General features: G+C 45.0%; 19 protein-coding genes. 7 read left to right on the top strand and 12 right to left on the bottom strand.

Translation table 11 applies throughout. The annotated features are described in order from the left end of the window. Positions 1–8: 8 nt before the first annotated feature. Positions 9–1,271, bottom strand: a complete 1,263-nt coding sequence (locus KE626_RS06025) for an alkaline phosphatase family protein (protein ID WP_346344345.1) — start codon at positions 1,269–1,271, stop codon at positions 9–11. Between the two features lie 314 nt (positions 1,272–1,585). Here KE626_RS06025 and KE626_RS06020 point away from each other — a divergent pair, with 314 nt between their 5' ends. From KE626_RS06020 to bamJ, 5 genes are all read left to right on the top strand, one after another. Continuing rightward, positions 1,586–2,098: a hypothetical protein gene (locus tag KE626_RS06020; protein ID WP_211971956.1), complete on the top strand. Its 513-nt coding sequence runs from the start codon at positions 1,586–1,588 to the stop codon at positions 2,096–2,098. Positions 2,099–2,321: 223 nt separating this feature from the next. After that, positions 2,322–2,504 (top strand): hypothetical protein, encoded by a 183-nt coding sequence (locus tag KE626_RS06015; protein WP_211971955.1) that lies wholly within the window; start codon positions 2,322–2,324, stop codon positions 2,502–2,504. Positions 2,505–2,604: 100 nt separating this feature from the next. Continuing rightward, the gene (locus KE626_RS06010) at positions 2,605–2,955 is read left to right on the top strand and encodes an MmcQ/YjbR family DNA-binding protein (RefSeq protein ID WP_211971954.1); all 351 of its coding nucleotides are present in this window, start codon (positions 2,605–2,607) and stop codon (positions 2,953–2,955) included. 78 nt (positions 2,956–3,033) lie between these two features. Continuing rightward, on the top strand, positions 3,034–4,926 hold the full coding sequence (locus KE626_RS06005; RefSeq protein WP_211971953.1) for a CocE/NonD family hydrolase: 1,893 nt from the start codon (positions 3,034–3,036) through the stop codon (positions 4,924–4,926). 68 nt (positions 4,927–4,994) lie between these two features. Continuing rightward, entirely contained in the window at positions 4,995–5,711 is a 717-nt protein-coding gene (gene bamJ / locus KE626_RS34840) for a BamJ family beta-barrel-assembly machinery protein (RefSeq protein ID WP_211971952.1), read from the top strand. Positions 5,712–5,881: 170 nt separating this feature from the next. Here the strand turns inward: bamJ and KE626_RS05995 are convergent, their stop codons facing one another. The 8 genes from KE626_RS05995 to KE626_RS05960 all read right to left on the bottom strand — a co-directional run bounded on the left by KE626_RS05995 (position 5,882) and on the right by KE626_RS05960 (position 14,188). Continuing rightward, the gene (locus KE626_RS05995; protein ID WP_211971951.1) at positions 5,882–6,892 is read right to left on the bottom strand and encodes a chorismate synthase; all 1,011 of its coding nucleotides are present in this window, start codon (positions 6,890–6,892) and stop codon (positions 5,882–5,884) included. Between the two features lie 76 nt (positions 6,893–6,968). Further along, the gene (gene aroA / locus KE626_RS05990) at positions 6,969–8,231 is read right to left on the bottom strand and encodes a 3-phosphoshikimate 1-carboxyvinyltransferase (RefSeq protein WP_211971950.1); all 1,263 of its coding nucleotides are present in this window, start codon (positions 8,229–8,231) and stop codon (positions 6,969–6,971) included. Positions 8,232–8,270: 39 nt separating this feature from the next. Beyond that, positions 8,271–9,296, bottom strand: a complete 1,026-nt coding sequence (gene aroB / locus KE626_RS05985) for a 3-dehydroquinate synthase (RefSeq protein ID WP_211971949.1) — start codon at positions 9,294–9,296, stop codon at positions 8,271–8,273. A gap of 130 nt (positions 9,297–9,426) precedes the next feature. Continuing rightward, a complete protein-coding gene (locus tag KE626_RS05980; RefSeq protein WP_249207292.1) occupies positions 9,427–10,530 on the bottom strand; it encodes a chorismate mutase in 1,104 nt (367 codons plus the stop codon). A 33-nt stretch (positions 10,531–10,563) separates the two neighbouring features. After that, positions 10,564–11,406 (bottom strand): prephenate dehydrogenase, encoded by an 843-nt coding sequence (locus tag KE626_RS05975; RefSeq protein ID WP_211971948.1) that lies wholly within the window; start codon positions 11,404–11,406, stop codon positions 10,564–10,566. Further along, on the bottom strand, positions 11,403–12,566 hold the full coding sequence (locus KE626_RS05970; RefSeq protein WP_211971947.1) for a pyridoxal phosphate-dependent aminotransferase: 1,164 nt from the start codon (positions 12,564–12,566) through the stop codon (positions 11,403–11,405). Before KE626_RS05970 ends, KE626_RS05975 begins: the two co-directional genes overlap by 4 nt. A gap of 8 nt (positions 12,567–12,574) precedes the next feature. Further along, positions 12,575–13,399: a prephenate dehydratase gene (locus KE626_RS05965; RefSeq protein ID WP_211971946.1), complete on the bottom strand. Its 825-nt coding sequence runs from the start codon at positions 13,397–13,399 to the stop codon at positions 12,575–12,577. A gap of 555 nt (positions 13,400–13,954) precedes the next feature. Further along, positions 13,955–14,188 carry a hypothetical protein gene (locus tag KE626_RS05960; protein WP_211971945.1) on the bottom strand — a complete coding sequence of 78 codons (234 nt, stop codon included), beginning with the start codon at positions 14,186–14,188 and terminating at the stop codon, positions 13,955–13,957. A gap of 132 nt (positions 14,189–14,320) precedes the next feature. Here KE626_RS05960 and KE626_RS05955 point away from each other — a divergent pair, with 132 nt between their 5' ends. Both KE626_RS05955 and KE626_RS05950 read left to right on the top strand, forming a co-directional pair. Beyond that, positions 14,321–14,893 (top strand): RNA polymerase sigma factor, encoded by a 573-nt coding sequence (locus KE626_RS05955; RefSeq protein ID WP_211971944.1) that lies wholly within the window; start codon positions 14,321–14,323, stop codon positions 14,891–14,893. Beyond that, positions 14,871–16,001, top strand: coding sequence for a S1C family serine protease (locus KE626_RS05950; RefSeq protein WP_211971943.1), 1,131 nt, complete (start codon positions 14,871–14,873; stop codon positions 15,999–16,001). The genes KE626_RS05955 and KE626_RS05950 overlap by 23 nt, the downstream gene beginning before the upstream one ends. 255 nt (positions 16,002–16,256) lie before the next feature. Here the strand turns inward: KE626_RS05950 and KE626_RS05945 are convergent, their stop codons facing one another. From KE626_RS05945 to KE626_RS05935, 3 genes are all read right to left on the bottom strand, one after another. Continuing rightward, complete coding sequence (locus KE626_RS05945; protein WP_211971942.1) at positions 16,257–16,979, bottom strand: carboxypeptidase-like regulatory domain-containing protein; 723 nt, start codon at positions 16,977–16,979, stop codon at positions 16,257–16,259. 182 nt (positions 16,980–17,161) lie between these two features. Beyond that, complete coding sequence (locus KE626_RS05940; RefSeq protein WP_211971941.1) at positions 17,162–17,347, bottom strand: CsbD family protein; 186 nt, start codon at positions 17,345–17,347, stop codon at positions 17,162–17,164. A 79-nt stretch (positions 17,348–17,426) separates the two neighbouring features. After that, complete coding sequence (locus KE626_RS05935) at positions 17,427–18,380, bottom strand: aldose 1-epimerase (RefSeq protein WP_211971940.1); 954 nt, start codon at positions 18,378–18,380, stop codon at positions 17,427–17,429. Positions 18,381–18,448: the final 68 nt, after the last annotated feature.

The following is an 18,448-nucleotide window of genomic DNA, read 5'->3' as shown; positions in this document are numbered from 1 at the left end:
ATTTCTTTTTAATCCCCGGTGGTCAGTACCGGTTCCAGTACTTCAATGTGGCCGTCGATAGGCTGTGTGATATCCAGCCCTAGTATTTTTGCTACTAACGGATACACATGTATGTTTTCAAAAGTGGCAATGCGGGTATGGGGTTTAAATGCAGGCCCCCAGGCCATAAATACGGCATTCATGCCAGTGAGATTGTTGTCATAACCATGATGCCCCGGATGCACTTTTTTTCCGTTGATACTGAAAGCGTAATTGGCTTCTGCCAATAGTATAATATCGCCTATGCGGTTATAAACATCTTCCTGTCCGTAGTGCCACCTCTCCGGTGTTTCATTTTTCAGGTAAGTTGTATAGTGTTGTTCATGTTTTTTCAGATAGTCGTAAGCAGCTTTTATTTCCTGCTCATTTTTGCCATAGAGCATTACTTTTTCATTACCGGGCATTATTTTCAGTGGTTGCAGTTCAGGCGCGTCGGGTACATGGATGGTGTTTACCGTATCAGCCTGCATCATACCATGATCAGACACCACGATATAATTTACCGGCAGGTGGAGTTTATTCACCGCTGCCACCATTTTACCGATAGCGTTGTCAACGAACTGTACGGCACTGCGTACGCTGTCGGCATCCGGTCCATAGGAATGGCCCATATGATCTACTTCCGGGAAGTAGAAAGTGATCAGGTGCGGGCGCTGCTCTTCCGGTAGCTGCAGCCAGTTTACGACCTGCTGAATGCGTTTGTCGATACTTGTTTTTTCCTGGTATTTAAAATAGTAGGTTGGCCTTACGTTTTGTATGGCGCTTTCTGAGCCTACCCAAAAATAGCTGGCGCTGATCATTTGCTGTTTCTCTGCCAGCACCCATAGCGGCTGCCCATTGTACCAGGTGCCGTCTTCCACAGCAGCCCGGTTACCTACCTTATAAACGGAGTCTCTTTTACGATCGTAGAAAAGATTATCCACCAGTCCATGGTGTGCAGGATATAATCCGGTAGCGAGGGTATAGTGATTGGGAAAGGTTAGTGATGGAAAAGATGGCTGCATGGCGGTAGCCCGCACACCGGCGCCGGATAATTGCAACAGTTGCGCTGCGTTATACTTCTCAGCATAATCATACCTGAATCCATCGATAGAGATCATGATCACGTAGGGCTTTGTTTGCTGGGTAGCGCTGTTCTTCCGTCCTTCTGTTATTAGCTGGGTCGTGTCCTGTGCATAGTTACCGGTGCTGATCAACAGCAAGGCAACGGCAAATAAAAAAGTCCTTTTCACAATTGTCGTTTTATGATTAACCGCAAATAATATGGGGAAGAATAACAGATGATGGGTTATAATGGGTCGCAAATTAGAAAACTATTTTCACTGAAAATCACCTCAGTGATTATAAATACGTTAATAAAAGCGTAGAAATATGTTATCACATATGTATACATCTTCCAAAACATGTAATAATATTTTAACACATATTTTCTAAAAATGGCTGTAAACAGGCAAAACAATAACCACTGAATAAAAAATTATATATATAAATATAATTAATTAATTGTTTATCTATATATTAGCCTACTGAAAAACCATCAACAACTATGTCTGACTACACCTTTATTACGACTGAAGAACACTTTTTATTACAGGATGCGCTGAAGAGAAACAAACAACAGTTAACCAAATTTACCCTTATCGGTTTTGGGCTATTATTGGTAGCGGCTATTATACCTCAGATTTATTTGTATACCCACAATAACCTGGGCGATGCAGATGATTCACTCCTGTCGTTCAAAAATCTTTGGTTCTGGGTATGGCTGTTAAGCTTTGTAGTGGCGTTGATATTTGCATTGATTAAAGTAACAGACATCCGTTACTGGGCGATAAAGAAGGACCTGACCGCTTTGCAGAAAGCAACGCTGCACGCGCCTATGGAAGCGGTGTACCTGGAAAACAATGATTCACAAACCAATATTATGATCCTGCTCGAGAATAAGAAAAAACGTTTATTCTACTGGATGCGGGGGGCACTGGAAGGATATCGTGCAGGCCAGGAAGTGGAGATTACCTATGCAAGATATTCCCGTGTGATTATCAGTATTAATAAAAAATAAGGTTTATTTTTTCCCTGAAACGTCCTGTACATTACACCGATGTACAGGACGTTTCAGCATTATATAATCCTGCCCGGGATGACCTCTGCCAATGGGGGAAAGCAAAGACATAACAAAACGATCTAAGACAGATAAACAAGGTAAGACTTCAGAAAAGAGCAATCTGTTTTACCAGTTATTTATCCAGAATCCACTTTTTTATAATGCATCAACCTATGCAGCGATGCATTTTTCATTTGGTGAAAACAATACCCTTAAACTCATTGAAGAAAGAAGTTATACAGACTTCAGCTATAAATTTAATAGGGTCACCAATATGATAACCGAACAAAAAGAGACCGATATTTATCCTACTGCTCCCGGTGCAGTTACCATCTGCAAGTTCAGTTATATCAAGGTACAATAGCCGAAATAGATATCCTGAATCGCTATGTCATAATTTCCAAAAATTTACTGATTTTTGTAGTCAAACACCCGACTACAAAAATCAGTAAACCGCTACACTCATGAACCTAGCTCAATTCCAGGAATATTGTCTTTCACTGCCCGGCGTTACAGAAGAATTTCCTTTCGGAGATGAAACCCTGGTATACAAAGTAAGTGGTAAAGTATTTGCACTGAGCGGTCTCACCGAATTCGAAACCATTAACCTGAAATGCGATCCGGAAGAAGCAATAGAACTGCGCGAACGCTATGAGGGCGTGATTCCCGGCTATCACATGAATAAAAAACACTGGAACACTGTTGACGTGCATTCCGGTATTCCCAACAAACTCCTCCTGGAGTGGATCAAAAACTCCTATGACCTTGTTGTAGCCAGTCTCCCAAAAAAGGAACGTGAAAAACTGGGTCAATAACCGTTCCCCATATACCTGCCGGGCTATTTACATTTTTTCACTACTTTAGCCGGTATCTAAATCTTAAATAAACCGTTTATGAGAAAATGGCTGCTGCTGGCCTGCGCCGCGCTATTCCTGTTGCCCGTTGCCTGTAAAGCCGTTAACCAGGATTCCCTCTGGATGTACGAGCATTACACGAAAAAAGAATTATATATCACCATGCGGGATGGTGTTAAGCTGTTTACTTCTGTTTACCTGCCCAAAGATCAATCGGAAAAACATCCGATTTTAATGACGCGTACCCCGTACTCCTGTGCGCCTTACGGTGAAACCGTTTTTCGCCCGTTGTATAAAAACCACTATAACCAATACCTGAAGGAAGGTTATATTATGGTGATACAGGATGTAAGAGGCACCTGGATGAGTGAAGGTAAATTTGTGAATGTGCGTCCTTTCAATCCGGCTAAAAAAGGTAAAAAAGATATTGACGAGGCCAGCGATACCTATGATACTATTGACTGGCTGGTAAAAAATCTTGCCGGCAACAATGGTAATGTTGGCGTATTTGGTATTTCCTATCCCGGCTTCTACTCTACTATGGCGGCATTGAGCGGTCATCCTGCCCTCAAGGCAGTGAGTCCTCAGGCGCCTGTTACAGATTGGTTTATAGGAGATGATTTTCACCACAACGGCGCCTTCTTTATTTCTGACGCCTTTTCTTTTTATACCGTTTTTGATCATCCTCATCCGAAGCCAACCACCGAGGGGCCTAAAGGAATTGATTACTACACGCACGACAACTACAAATACTACCTGGAAACCGGCGCGTTGCCCAACTTCTCAAAAATTATCGGTGACAGTGTAGCCTTCTGGCATGAAATGTACGCCCACCCTACCTACGACAGCTGGTGGAAAGCCCGCAATGTGCGTAACTTCCTGCAGAACGTTAAACCGGCTATGCTGGAAGTAGGCGGTGTATTCGATGCGGAAGACTGCTTCGGCGCATGGAATACCTATAAAGTTATTGAGGAAAAAAGTCCGAATACCAACAACCGAATTGTGATGGGCCCCTGGTATCATGGTCAGTGGGCATCCAACGATGGTACCCACCTGGGCAATGTTCGCTTTGGCAGTAATACCGCTGAGTATTACGCTAATAACATTGAAATTCCTTTCTTCAATTATTATCTGAAAGGCAAGGGCCAGGCGCCGGATATCGCGGAAGCCACCATCTTTTTCACCGGTGAAAACAAATGGAAACAGTTACCTAAATGGCCTCCTGCGAACCTGGAGGAAGCGCCTGTTTACCTGCAGGAAAACGGTAAGCTGTCATTCACCAAACCAACTGCCAGCAACAGTTTCAGCGAATATGTAAGCGATCCGGCAAAACCGGTTCCTTATACAGCGGATGTGCATTTTACCCGCACTATTAACTACATGACTGACGATCAGCGCTTTGCCGCCCGCAGACCCGATGTAGCAGTGTTTGAAAGTGAAGTGCTTGACCACGATGTTACTCTTGCCGGTCCTATTGTAGCTGATATCATTGCCAGCACCAGTACTACCGATGCAGACTTCATCGTGAAGGTGATTGATGTGTTCCCGGATGATTTCAAATATGAAGAAGAAGTGGGTAGCGAACATCGTCGTGTGCCTTCATCCACCTACCCGATGGGCGGTTACCAGATGCTGGTACGTGGGGAAATTATGAGGGGTAAATTCCGTAACAGCATGGAAAATCCGGAAGCTTTTGTGCCCAATCAGCCTGCTACCGTGAAATTTACCCTGCCGGATGTTGCCCATACCTTCCAGAAAGGTCACCGGATGATGATCCAGGTACAAAGCAGCTGGTTTCCCCTCACAGACCGGAACCCGCAGCAGTTTATGGATATCTACAAAGCCACCGACAAAGACTTTAAAAAGGCCACTATCCGCATTTATCACGATGCACAGCATCCGTCGAATGTGATACTGCCGGTTGTAAAATAAATTATTGATTACCTTGCAGACATCATTAAAATCCTTATTTTAATACATTATCTGACAATAATTCGTTTATGTACAAAAAATACCTATTCATAGGGGCACTGGGATGCTTGTCTGCACAAGGTTTCAGTCAAACTAAACCTACACCTAAGAAACCAGTTATCAAAACTGCCGCGAAAACAACGGTACTAAAAAACCGCCTTGATTCTGTGAGCTATGGCATTGGGGCAAGTATCGCTGAAAATCTGAAAGCACAGGGATTGGATAATGTCAATACCGCCATACTGGCCAGGGCCATACAAGACGCATTGAAGAATCAAACTTTATTACTGTCAAAAGAACAATGTGATATGAGCATAAGTAATTATCTGCAGCAGTTAAAAGCTGACAAATCTGCCAAAAACCGTGAAGCAGGACTTAAATTCCTGGCTGAAAACAAAGTTAAACCAGGTGTGGTAACGCTGCCTGATGGTTTGCAATACGAGATCCTGAAAGCAGGCGATGGTCCCAAACCTACCCTCAACAGCAAAGTGAAAACACATTACCATGGTACTTTAATCGATGGTACTGTATTCGATAGCTCTGTGGACAGAGGAGAGCCTATCTCCTTCCCGGTGAGTGGTGTGATCAAGGGCTGGACAGAAGCACTGCAATTGATGCCTGTAGGCTCCAAATGGCGTCTTTTCATTCCTTCTGAGCTGGCGTACGGCGATCGTGGCGCGGGTCCGAAAATCGGCCCCGGAAGCACCCTGGTATTTGATGTGGAATTACTGGCGATCGAGCAGTAAGCGGATGTTGTCTTTCCCAGGATTAGACTGATTTTGATGATTTCCTGAGTTTTTTTAGATTAACTAGATTAAAAAAGATTAGCGAAGACGGAAGTTTTATATGCTTCTATCTTCGCTAATCTTTTTTAATCAAAAAAATCATCAGAAAAAAATCCAGGAAATCATCAAAATCAGTCTAATCCTGGGAAAGACAAAATCCGCGGTCTGCGTTGTTCCAGCAGCATGAAATCTGCCAGTACCATTGCCGTAACGGCTTCCAGTACTACGGGTACGCGCAATGCGATGCAGAGGTCGTGACGACCCTTTACACTGAAAGTTTCCACTTCGCCACTTTTTATGTTGAGCGTATGTTGTTCTTTCGGCGTGCTGGAGGTAGGCTTTACCGCGATACGGAATACCAGCGGATTACCGTTGCTGATACCGCCAACGATACCGCCGGCATGATTGGTAGCGGTTTTGCCCGTTTTGTCGATGATGGGGTCGTTATGTTCCAGTCCTTTCATTTTGGCAGCGGCAAACCCGGCGCCAAATTCAATTCCCTTAATGGCAGGAATGGCAAATACGGCGTGTGCCAGGGCGGATTCCAGGGAGTCAAAGAAAGGCTCTCCTAGTCCGATCGGCAATCCATTTACCACGCATTCCACGATACCGCCTACAGAATCTTTCGCTGCGATAGCAGCTTCCAGGCCTTCTTCCGGGTTGGCGTAACCACCTACTTCCGTGATGGTAGCATTTACCTGTATGTTATCGCCCAGTATTTTTTTGGCGATAACCCCTGCGGCTACCAGGTTCAGGGTAAGCCGGCCGCTGAAATGTCCGCCTCCGCGGAAATCTTCAAAGCCGCCAAATTTTTCGGTGGCTACAAAGTCCGCATGTCCCGGGCGGGGAAATTCGCGCAGCTTATCGTAATCGGCGCTGCGGGTATTATTATTTTCAAAAAGAATAGTCAGGGGGGCGCCGGTGGTGTGATCGTTGAATACACCGGACTTAATAAAAGGCAGGTCTTCTTCCTTGCGGGGCGTGGTGCCTCTGGACCCGCCCTTGCGACGTTCCAGGTCCGCTAAAAAATCTTCCTGTTTTAATGGCAAACCGGCAGGTATGCCATCTATATTTACGCCAACGCTGGCGCCATGCGACTCTCCAAAAACATTTACCCTGAATAATCTGCCAAAACTGTTCACACGCTGATGATTTAAAGTGAAAAAACAGCTTTTGCTGTTAGCCTTTCGGGAGATCCCAAACGCCAACGGCTAAAAGCTAAACGCTTACTGCAACCTTGCCGCCCAGCAATTCGAGGTGATCATAAAATTCCGGATAGGATTTATTGATCGCTTCCGCATTGTCGATCACCACCGGGCCATCGGCCGTGAGCGCTGCAACCGCACAGGCCATAGCAATACGGTGATCGTTATGTGAATGTACATGTGCTCCTTTGATACCGGTACCACCATGTACCAGCATGATATCGTCCTGCAGCTCTATCCGGATGCCCATCTTACCAAATTCGGCCTGCAGTGTTAAACCGCGGTCGCTTTCTTTATGTGCCAGCCGGCTTACGCCTTTTATTTTCGTAGTGCCTTTACAGTTAGCCGCCAGTGCTACCAGCGGGGGAAACAGATCCGGACAGTCGGTAGCATCTATTTCAAATGCATTCAGTCCGCCTTTCTCAATATTCACGGTAAATACACCGGACATGAGATGTGCACCTGCCTTTTCCAGTGCTTCCAGTATCGCTTTATCCGATTGTGCAGAAGCGATGTTGAGATGTTCTACTTCTGCCTTACCTGCTACTGCAGCTGCTACCAGCAGGAATGCCGCGCCGCTCCAGTCGCCTTCCACCGTATAGTCGCAAGGGTTATATGCCTGCTTTCCGCCGAAATGGAAGGTTTCAAAATTCTTTTCTGTTACCTGAACACCAAAATGTGCCATCAGTTGCAGGGTTAACGCAATGTATGGTTTGCTTTTCAGATCGGTAACGGTAATGGTTACGTTTTCGGCAGCAGCGCCATAGGCCATCAGCAGCCCTGTGAGAAACTGTGAACTCAGCGAACCATCGATGGTAATATTTTTAGGTTGTAAAGGGCCCTGTATATGCAGGGGTAATTTACCATTTTGTGTAGTGCATTTCACATCGAGCTGCGGCAATACTTCCTCGAAGAAGTCCATGGGGCGGGTAGTCAGGCTACCATGGCCCTCGATGGTAATGGGCAGTGACGACAAGGCTGCGATCGGTGTAAACATACGAATACCTAAACCGGATTCACCGCAGTTGATTTCATCATAAAATGGGGCTACACCATTGCTGGTGATCTCAAAATAGTCGTATTCCCGTTTGATTTTAGCGCCCAGATTCTCGGCTACTTCCAATGCTGCGAGACAGTCGTTGCTGAGGCCCGGGTTACGGATAATAGTAGTTCCCTTTGCCAGCAAAGCTGCTGCCACGGCGCGTTGCATCGCGCTTTTAGAAGGGTTCGCGGTAACGGTACCCTTAATAGTAGCTGGTGATACAGTAACTTGCATATGTATATTTCGTCCGCCTTTAAATTGATTAAAAAAATTTTACAACTCCTGCAGTAACAGCTTCAGTTCTGCAATAGGTATGGGCATGGTGGTAGCCTTACCTGTTTGCTCCAGTAATACAAAATGTATTACGTCCTTCTCCCGCTTTTTATCCAGTTTGAAGATATCAAATACTGCTTCCTTATCGGAAGTAAAAGCTACCGGCAATTGATAGTCGCTGATCAGCTTTATCAAACGGATAGTTTGATCAGCAGGATAATTCATCAGTTTTTCTGAAAACCGGGCTGCTGCTACCATCCCGATGGCCACGGCTTTACCGTGTGCAATATGCTCCAGCTTTTCTACGGCGTGTCCAAGCGTATGTCCGAAGTTAAGCCAGCGGCGCGGGCCTGTTTCCAGCTCATCTTCCAGCACTACTTTTGTTTTTGCTGCCACAGACTTTTCCACCAGGTATTCCAGTACGGCTACATCGCGCGCCAACGCCTTTTCCTTGTTTTGTTCCAGGAAATCAAACAGCGCTGCATCCATGATACAGGCGTATTTGATGATTTCGGCGAAACCGTTATGCCATTCCTCTGCAGGCATGGTAAGTGGTAACGTGTAGTCAAACAAAATAAACTGCGGCTGGCGGATAATGCCCAGCAGGTTTTTATGTTTACCATGACTCACCCCATTTTTGCCACCTATCGACGCGTCTACCTGTGCCAGCAATGTGGTTGGGACAAAGCCGAAAGGAATGCCACGCATATAAATACTGGCGGCAAATCCGGCCACATCAGTGATCATACCGCCGCCAATACCTACCAGGGTGGTTTTGCGGTCGGCCTCATGTGCAGTCAGTCCGTCAATGATCATTTCTACAGTGGCCATGTTCTTCACCTCTTCCCCTGCCGGCACCACAATTTTTTTCCAGTGCTGCAGATGATGACCGTGATATCGTTCCACATTTTCGTCTATTACCAGTACCGCCCTGTTAGCGTCTACATGGTTGCCCAGCTGCAACAGGCTTTCTCCTAAGAAATAGGTGGTTTCCTGTTGTTCAAACTGGTGGAGTTGCTTTAGCATTTAGCGGTTAGCTTTTAGCTGTTAGAAAAAGAAGATTGAAAAGGAAGTGCTGATCCGCTTTCAGAAAGCGTCTTTTCGGCCTTTAGCAGTCAACTACCAGCTAACTGCTAAAAGCTAAAAGCTGTTATATCTACTTCTCTTCGTTCATTACTTTGTTCTGACGGTTGATAGACTCCAGGTGAACCGCATCGAAATACTTCACGATGAAATCTTTGGTGAGGCCCAGTTTTTCGCCCTTGGCAACTGCGCGGTCCAGGATTTCATTCCAGCGATTTGTTTGCAGGATGGTGATGTTATTTTCTTTCTTGTATACACCGATCTTTTCTGCAATTTTCATACGGTTGCCGAGCAACAGCATAATTTCATCATCTACCTGGTTAATTTGCGCGCGCAGTTTTTCCAGGGCAGAGTTGAAGTCTTTTTTATCGGTATGTTCTCTTCTCCAAACAATACCATCCAGCAGTTCTGCCAGTTTTTCAGGAGTCACCTGTTGTTTGGCATCGCTCCAGGCATTATCCGGATCTACGTGTGTTTCCAGCATCAGACCATCGTAATCCAGGTCAATGGCTTCCTGTGAAACTTCCTGGAGGATATCGCGGCGGCCGGAGATATGCGAAGGATCGCAAATCATTGGCAGTTCAGGCATACGGCGTTTCAGCTCAATAGCCAGGTGCCACATCGGCGCATTACGGTATTGGGTATTGCCATAGCTGGAGAAGCCACGGTGGATCAAACCTACTTTGCTGATACCCGCTTTCTGGATTCTTTCAACAGCACCTATCCACAACTCCAGGTCGGGATTGATAGGATTCTTAATCAATACGGTAGTGTCCACACCTCTCAGGGCATCGGCTACTTCCTGTACAGAGAAAGGGTTTACTGTGGTGCGTGCACCTACCCACAAAATATCCACACCAAAGTGCAGGGCGTCTTCTACCTGTTTAGCAGTAGCTACTTCCACGGCTAAAGGCAGGCCGGTGATTTCGCGGGCTTTCTGCAGCCATGCGAGCCCCTTGGTACCGATACCTTCAAAGGAACCAGGACGGGTACGGGGTTTCCAGATACCGGCACGTAAAACGTCCACTTTACCAGTTTTTTGCAGGGCCAGTGCGGTGGCTAATACCTGCTCTTCGGTTTCTGCACTGCAGGGTCCGGAAATGATCAACGGCTTTTTATCGGAAGACGGATCTGAGAATTTGGTTTGAGATAAAATTTGTTCCATTGTCTGTACCATAGTATTGAAGTTAAGTAGATTATCAGAATTTAATTATTTCAGGATCTTCCTGATTTTATTGGATTTTTGGATCAATTTGTAAAAGGTATCGTAGTCTTCTGCTTCGAGCAGCGTTTTCATTTGCTGCAGCTGGCTGATATGCTCATCCAGCACATCCAGCACGTTATTCCGGTTATGCTTGAAGATAGGCACCCACATATCAGGAGAGCTTTTCGCCAGGCGCACGGTAGATTCGAAACCACCGCTGGCCAGTTCAAAGATGCGGCCTGATTCTTTTTCTTTCTTCAGCACCGTTAATGCCAGGGCAAAAGAGGTGATGTGGGAGATGTGTGATACGTAAGCGGTGTGCAGGTCATGCTCTTCCGCGTTCATATATACAGTACGCATCTGCAGTTGGTCTACCATATTCTCCACTACTTCCAGGGCGTCTTCATCGCTGTTTTTCACATCGCATAATACCATGGTTTTGTGTACAAAGAGGTTGCGTACGGCCGCATCGGGGCCGGAATACTCGGTGCCGGCCATCGGATGGGCAGCCACGAAGCGACCCCTGTTAGGATGACCGGCAACGAGTTGCAATATTTTTTCTTTTGTTGAACCTACATCCATAATTACCTGGCCGGGGCGTGCCTTGTCCATGATGCCGGGCAGCGCCTGCAGCACAGCATCTACGGGGATGGCCAGGATTACCAGGTCTGAACGAAGCATGGCGTCATCCAGGCCCGCGCCCTCATCGATGATATTCAGCTCCAGTGCACGCTGCAGGTGCTCCTGGTTCTGGTCTACCCCGATGATCCGCTCCGCCACGCCTTTTTCTTTCAGCGTGATGGCCAGCGAGCCACCTATTAAACCCGTTCCTATTATCGTTGCGATCATTGTATGTTTGTTTTGATGCGATCTATCGCTTCCTGGAAAACTTTTTCATCCTGGCAAAGACTTACCCTGATATAGCCGTTACCGTTACTTCCGAAGATGCCTCCGGGAGTGATGAATACACGGGCTTTTTGCAGTATTTCGTCAGTCAGCGTATAGCCATTTTCGTTAGTAGCAGGAATTTTCGCCCAAACGAACATGCCTACCTGGTTTTTATCGTATGTGCAATGCAGCAGGTCCAGTAACTGGAATACTTTTTCCCTGCGTGCACGGTAAATATTATTCAATTCATCGTACCAGTCTTTCCCCAGCTGCAAGGCTTTTACAGCGGCCATTTGCATGGGCTGGAACATGCCGGAATCCATATTGCTTTTAAAGCGCAGTACTTCTGCAATCCAGGCGGCCTTACCAACCAGCATGCCTATACGCCAGCCTGCCATATTGGATGACTTACTGAGAGAGTTCAGTTCCAGTACCACATCTTTTGCGCCTTCAAACTGCAGCAGGCTTTCCGGTTGTTCATTTAAAATGAAGCTATACGGATTGTCATGGCAAATGAGGATATTATGCTGTTTGGCAAACGTGATCAGTTTGGCAGCAAAGTCCCTGTTTACCTTAGCGCCGGTGGGCATATGCGGGTAGTTTACCCACATCAGTTTTACACGGCTCAGGTCTTTTTTCGCCAGGGCATCCAGATCAGGCAACCAGCTGTTTTCTTCGGTAAGGTCGTAATCCACTACGGTAGCGCCGCTCAGGTTTACGGCAGAACGGTAGGTTGGGTAACCCGGGTTAGGGATCAGTGCCTCATCTCCCTCCTGCAGGTAGGTCATGCAAATGTGCATAATTCCTTCCTTGGAACCGATCAGCGGCAGTACTTCTGTATCCGGGTTAAGGGTTACGTTATAATAGCGCTGATACCATTCCGCCATTGCTTTACGCAGGGCCGGAATACCTTTATATCCCTGGTAGTTATGGGTATTGGGTAATGCAGCATTTTCGTTTAATGCAGCTACCACAGAAGGATGAGGAGGCAGATCCGGGCTACCGATACCCAGGTTGATCACCCTGGTGCCGGTTTGGTTCATTTCCTCAATCTCCCTGAGTTTTTTGGAGAAGTAGTATTCTTCTGTGCCTTGTAATCTTTTAGCAACCTGTATCTGCATAAAACTGATTAATGTGTTTTTCCTTTTTTATAAATACCCAGCACAGTGAGGTGTTCTGTGAGTGGCTCGATCTTCGACAGCGCTTTTTCAAAATGAGCTGCGTTATCGAATTCCATATCAGCATGGAAATAATAGTTCCATTCTTTTGCCGGTATTGGGAATGACTGCAGTTTTGAAAGATTGATACCGGCTACCGCAATCTGTGTCAGCACCTTGGCCAGGCTTCCCCTGTCATGGCTGGTCTGAAAGTATACGGAGGCTTTGTTGGCATCTTCCGCTGTGGCAATAGGTGTACGGGATACTGCCAGGAAACGGGTATAATTGTTTTTATTAGTATGGATATTTGGCGCAATAATGTCGAGCTCAAAGATTTCTGCGGCGAGCTTACCGGCGATGGCAGCAGTGCTTTTCAATTTCTTTTGTCTTACATGCTTTGCACTGAGGGCAGTATCTTCTGTTTCCACCAGTTTAATATGTGGGTATTTCTCCAGGAAATCCATGCACTGTAATAAAGCCATCGGGTGAGAATGTACCTCCCGCAGGTCCTCCATTGTCTGACCAGGTAATACCATCAGGTGCTGGTTGATCTGCAGGTATATTTCACCGATAATATGCAGACCTGAGTTTTTGATGAGGCTGTAGTTTGGTAAAATGCTGCCGGCTATAGAGTTTTCGATGGCCATCATACCAGCATCCACATCGGGTTGTTGCTTTGTTTTCCTGACCAGCTCTGCAAAGGAGGCGCAGCACTCAATTTCGACCTGTTTACCGAAATATCCCTGGGCTGCTACCTGGTGAAAACATCCTTCAAATCCCTGTATGGCAATTTTCATGTGTATGTGATTGATTTTATTTGTTTATAGTTGCTGTAGCAACTAGCTATTTAAAACAGAAAGGGCCCCGTTCAGGGACCCTTCTGCGTAGTACTTTTATTTGTAAGTATATTATTGCAAACGAGTCCCCTGCTTCTTCGCATAAAAGAAGTAAGAGAAGTAATAAAAAAAGTAATTGCCTAAAGCTGGCTGTAACATATACTTACTGTTTCTGTTAATGTTATAAAAAAAGCCTTCCGATTTACCGGAAGGCCCTTTTGTAGTATCTTTTATTTTGTACAAACGACCTTCCTATTTCTGGTACCAGAAATAATAAAAGCCAAAAAATCCAAGAGTCGTTTGTTTCATGTAATTATTTGTATTCCTTTTGAGTGTAGAACAAAAATACGGCACGATTTTAATTATCCAAGGGGTTACATCAAAAAATAGGCTTTTTTCAACAAAAAGCACAGTTTTTTAAATAACTTTTAACAAACCGTCATTTTCAAATCAAGCGGACACAAAAAAACCGTCCAGGCCAAGCCAGGACGGTTAATTATAAAACCTAAAGTTAAATTAGTGATGAGCAGCAGCTGAATCTACAGTTTTAGCAGCAGAGTCAACAGTAGCTTTAGCAGCAGCAGCAACTGAATCTACAGCGTTAGTGCTTGCTTTAGCAGCTGAATCGATAGCAGAGCTAGCAGCAGTTGCAGTTGAGTCAGTATTAGTTTCAGTTTTTGCACCACCGCAAGCAACTGCGAAAATACCGAAAGACAGAGCCAGGAAACCGATTTTGATTACGTTCTTCATGTTACAATTATTTAAGTTGTTTTTTGAATGATTTAACCTTTATACCGGGATCACCCAAAAGGTAACCCAAACTTTTAAAAATATTTTTTTTTGGTACTTTGGGTTACCAAATGCCTAATAACTGTATTAAGAGTGAAGCAAAATCAAGATATAACAAGAGACAGGGAATTGTTGCTGGGACTGGCAAAAGGCGATGATAAGTCATTGGAAATCATCTATTCAGAGAATTTTCCAGTGGTTTTAAGGATGATCCTTCAGCATAACGGCTCGGAAGACGATGCCAAGGATGTATTCCAGGAGGCCATTATAGTCTTATATGAAAAGGTGCAAAGCGGAGATTTTACTTTAAGCAGCAGGCTTAAAACCTTTCTTTATTCGGTTTGCCGTCATTTGTGGCTTAAAAAAGTACAACGTACCTACGGACTATACGCCTTATCTCCTGAGCTGGAAGAAGTTATACCGGCTACGGAAGAACTGGAAGAACATAATGCCAGGGATCAGGAATTCAGGATCATGGAAGGGGCTATGAGCAGTATTGGTCAGCCTTGCCAAACCATCCTGGAAGACTATTATCTGCATAAAAAATCAATGCAGGAAATAGCGGAGAAGTTTGGATATACCAATGCCGAAAACGCCAAAAACCAGAAATATAAGTGCCTGATGCGTTTGAAGAAGCTATTTTTTGATCAGTACAAAACACCATAAGCAGAAAGCAGCCATGAAAGAAGACATGATCTTATTACGTGAAATTGAACGTTACCTGGAAGGGGAAATGAGCGAACAGGAAAAAACTGCTTTCGATGAATTACGCCGTACCAATCCGCTCATAAATCAGCAGGTAGAAGAACACCAGCTGTTCCTTCAGCATCTTGGTAACTACGGACAAAGACAACATCTACAGGCCAAACTGGATAAAATTCATCAGCAGCTGGATATGCCTACCCTCCGCAAACAGGCGCAGGAAAGCAACCAAACTGCAAAAAGATTACTCATCCGCCGCAGAACCATTACCAACCTGGCTGCTGCCGCCTGTATTGCACTCGTTACCTCCCTCTCTACCATCGCGGTGATACAAAACGTAGCGAGAAACAAATCCACTGCACAATATGAAGACGTAAGAAGAGTGCTGAATAACATTCAACGCTCCCAGAACGCCCTCATCAATGATATGAACAGCAAGAGCAAGGCGCCGTTAAATCCCGGCACCTATGGCGGTACCGGTTTTGCGGTATCCGGCAATGGTTATATAGTAACCAACTATCATGTAGTAGCCGGCGCCGATTCTGTATATGTTCAAAATAATAAAGGAGAAGCTTTTAAAGCTGTCAGCATATTTGAAGATATATCCAGCGACCTGGCTGTACTGAAAATTGCCGACTCCACTTTTAAGAGTCAGCCGCTGCCCTATGCTTTGAAACCCCAGAATGTAAAACTGGGTGAAGAAGTATTCACGATGGGCTTCCCCCGCGATGAAATTGTTTACGGCAAAGGATATATCAGCGCCAAAACAGGCTTCAATGGCGATACCACTGCCTACCAGGTATCTATTCCTGTAAATCCGGGCAACAGCGGCGCACCGCTGCTCGACGGTAAAGGAGATGTGGTAGGTATCGTAACCGGCAAACAGACTACCTCCGATGGTATTGCTTTCGCCGTAAAATCGGCCCACCTCAAACACCTGCTGGACGAAATGCCGAAAGACAAACAAATCCGCAGAGACCTGAATCACAAAAGTCACCTCGAAGGTATGAACCGGGTAGACCAGATTAAAAAACTGGAAGACTTCGTGTATATGGTGAAGGTTTATAATTGAGGGTTTCGTGGCAACTGTTAGCTTTTAGCCATTAGCTTTTAGCTTTTAGCAAAAAATGCAGCGAAATTTGTCTTGCTCAGGATTAAACTGATTTTGACGATTATTTGATTTTACTTTTTGATTTAAAAAGATTTGGGAAGATATAAGCGGATATGAATTCGCCTATATCTTCCCAAATCTTTTTAAAATCAATAAAATATCAGAAGTAAAATCAGGTGATCGTCAAAATCAGTCTAATCCTGCGCAAGACAAAAATTAGTTTTTCTTATTCTTCCACGCCTTATACTTATCCGTGATCCAATAGTACAGATCGTTGGTGTTAATGGTGCGCATGGTATTATAGTCCGGGTAATTGTCCCGCATAAAGTGCTGCAACGAATCGCCGGTTAAGCCGGTTACCTTGTTTACCAAAATTGGTGTAAAGCGGGAGTCGATATACTTTTCTTTTTCCATTTGCTCATAATTCTTCTTAAACTGCCGCTTTTGTTTTTCTTTTTTGGAAAAACGGGTGATAGGGCTTATTACAATACCGGCACCTTCGGGGGTGCTGCCACCCGCCAGCTGCTGATTGGGTTTATCGAGAATATAGCCATACTGGCTACGTCTTTCAATGGAATCTATCTGGTAAGGCGTGTACTGGGAAGTCACTTCCACTCCTTTCAGGAATTTACCCGCCGACTCCATCACCACATTAATGGTTTGTGTTCCATTTGCCTGGGTGATGATAACAGTATCTGGTTTGTACCCCACAAAGGTTACCACAATACGGTCGTTACGGTTACCATATATTTTATAATATCCGCCCTGATCAGAGAGGGCGCGTTTCCCGGAGTTGAGATTGCTGACAGTAGCATAGGGCAACACCAGTTTATTGCTGTCTGAAATCATCCCTGTAACAGTAACCTGCGCGTTTACCAGGGGCGCGAATGCCATGCTGAAAATACAGCCCAATGCTATGATGCGTAATAAAACCTTCATATAGAGTATAATAAATTTGACTGTTGAATCCCTTCCTCTGCCTTACAAACATATCTGTATAGACATTGTTCATATCATCATTGAAGGTACAAATTAAAGGAAATGCTACCGGGTTTAAAAAACAAATCCTTCTGCCTGCGGCAGAAGGATTTGTGGCAATTTATTTTGAGAATATATTTCAATCAGGCAGATTCCAGTAAACTGATCACTTCTTCACGGCTTTTACCCAGTTTCTGCTGGAGTTTTCCAATCAGTTTATCTTCCTGTCCTTCCTCATATAGCAGGTCATCATCTGTTAAATCGGCATATTGCTGTTTGAGCGTACCTTTTAATTCGTTCCACTTGCCTTTGATCTGTAACTTGTCCATAATACTTTAATTTATATGGTGATATAATCTGGTTACTTACAAAGGCGGTGTGCCAAAGACTATGCCATCGGGCAATGATTTACAGGGTTATCCGGATACGGGTATCAAACACCCTGCTCTCCCCTGCAGCCAGCTGAACCAGTCCAATCCCGTTGTTGAAGGCATCCGGCGCTCCGCTAAGATTCTCTACTGCGATGCTTGTACGGTGTGGCGGAATATATATCTGCAATATCGGGTAGTTGTTACCGGGATAAAATGCGATGTTGATATTTTTCTTCGGATCGTGGATCGTAGCCTGGGGCTGTGGCTTCTCCTGGTCAAGGAGGAAGGAGTTATCGAGCTCCACCCCTTTCAGCAGTTTGCCGGATACAAATTCTGTATAAGGAAGAAGATTACCCGTAGGGAGTAATTTTTCATTAAACTCTACTATCTGTTTCGATGCAAAAGTGAGCTCCAGTTCATCTACAGGTGTACCGGTAGTGAAGTAAGGATGCCAGCCGTCCATAACGGGAATGACTGTATTGCTCTGATTCACCACCTTAGTGCTCAGCTGCAGTTCATTGTTGGCGTGCAGTGTAAATGTAGCAATACAATCATAGGCGAAAGGATATCCTGCATCATCTGTTTGTTTAAAATGATGGGTCAGGGTAATGGCAGCCTGCTGATCGTTGGCCTCCTGTGCCGTTACTGTAAAGGCGGCATCATATAATAAGCCGTGGATGGCGTTACCGGGGGCAATCGTTTTCTGAATGCTGTAGTCGCTACCTTCCCAGGAATATTTTGCATCCTTTATGCGGCATGCATAAGGACTCAATTTTACGCTTTTGAAGCTGCTGCGGAGATTTGCTTCCAGGTCGGCCAGGTCTTTATAGCTATCTATCAGGTTGAGGGTTTCCTCTCCACGCTTTACTTTGAAGGCGTGCAGCAGTGCGCCATAGGCCGGAATAATTTCAACCTGTGTACCTGTTTGCAGATCCTGGAGTGCGATGATATCAAATCCTGCCTCTTGAAAAGAACGGATGCCAAATTTCATTGTTCAATATTTTGAATTCCAGACAAAGTAATAAAATTTTCTATTTGCCACATCATCAGATGCGGGTG

It is taken from the genome of Chitinophaga hostae (assembly GCF_018224885.1).
GTDB lineage: Bacteria > Bacteroidota > Bacteroidia > Chitinophagales > Chitinophagaceae > Chitinophaga > Chitinophaga hostae.
The sequence above is the reverse complement of the archived record's forward strand: the minus strand, read 5'-3'. Positions and strand labels throughout refer to the sequence as shown.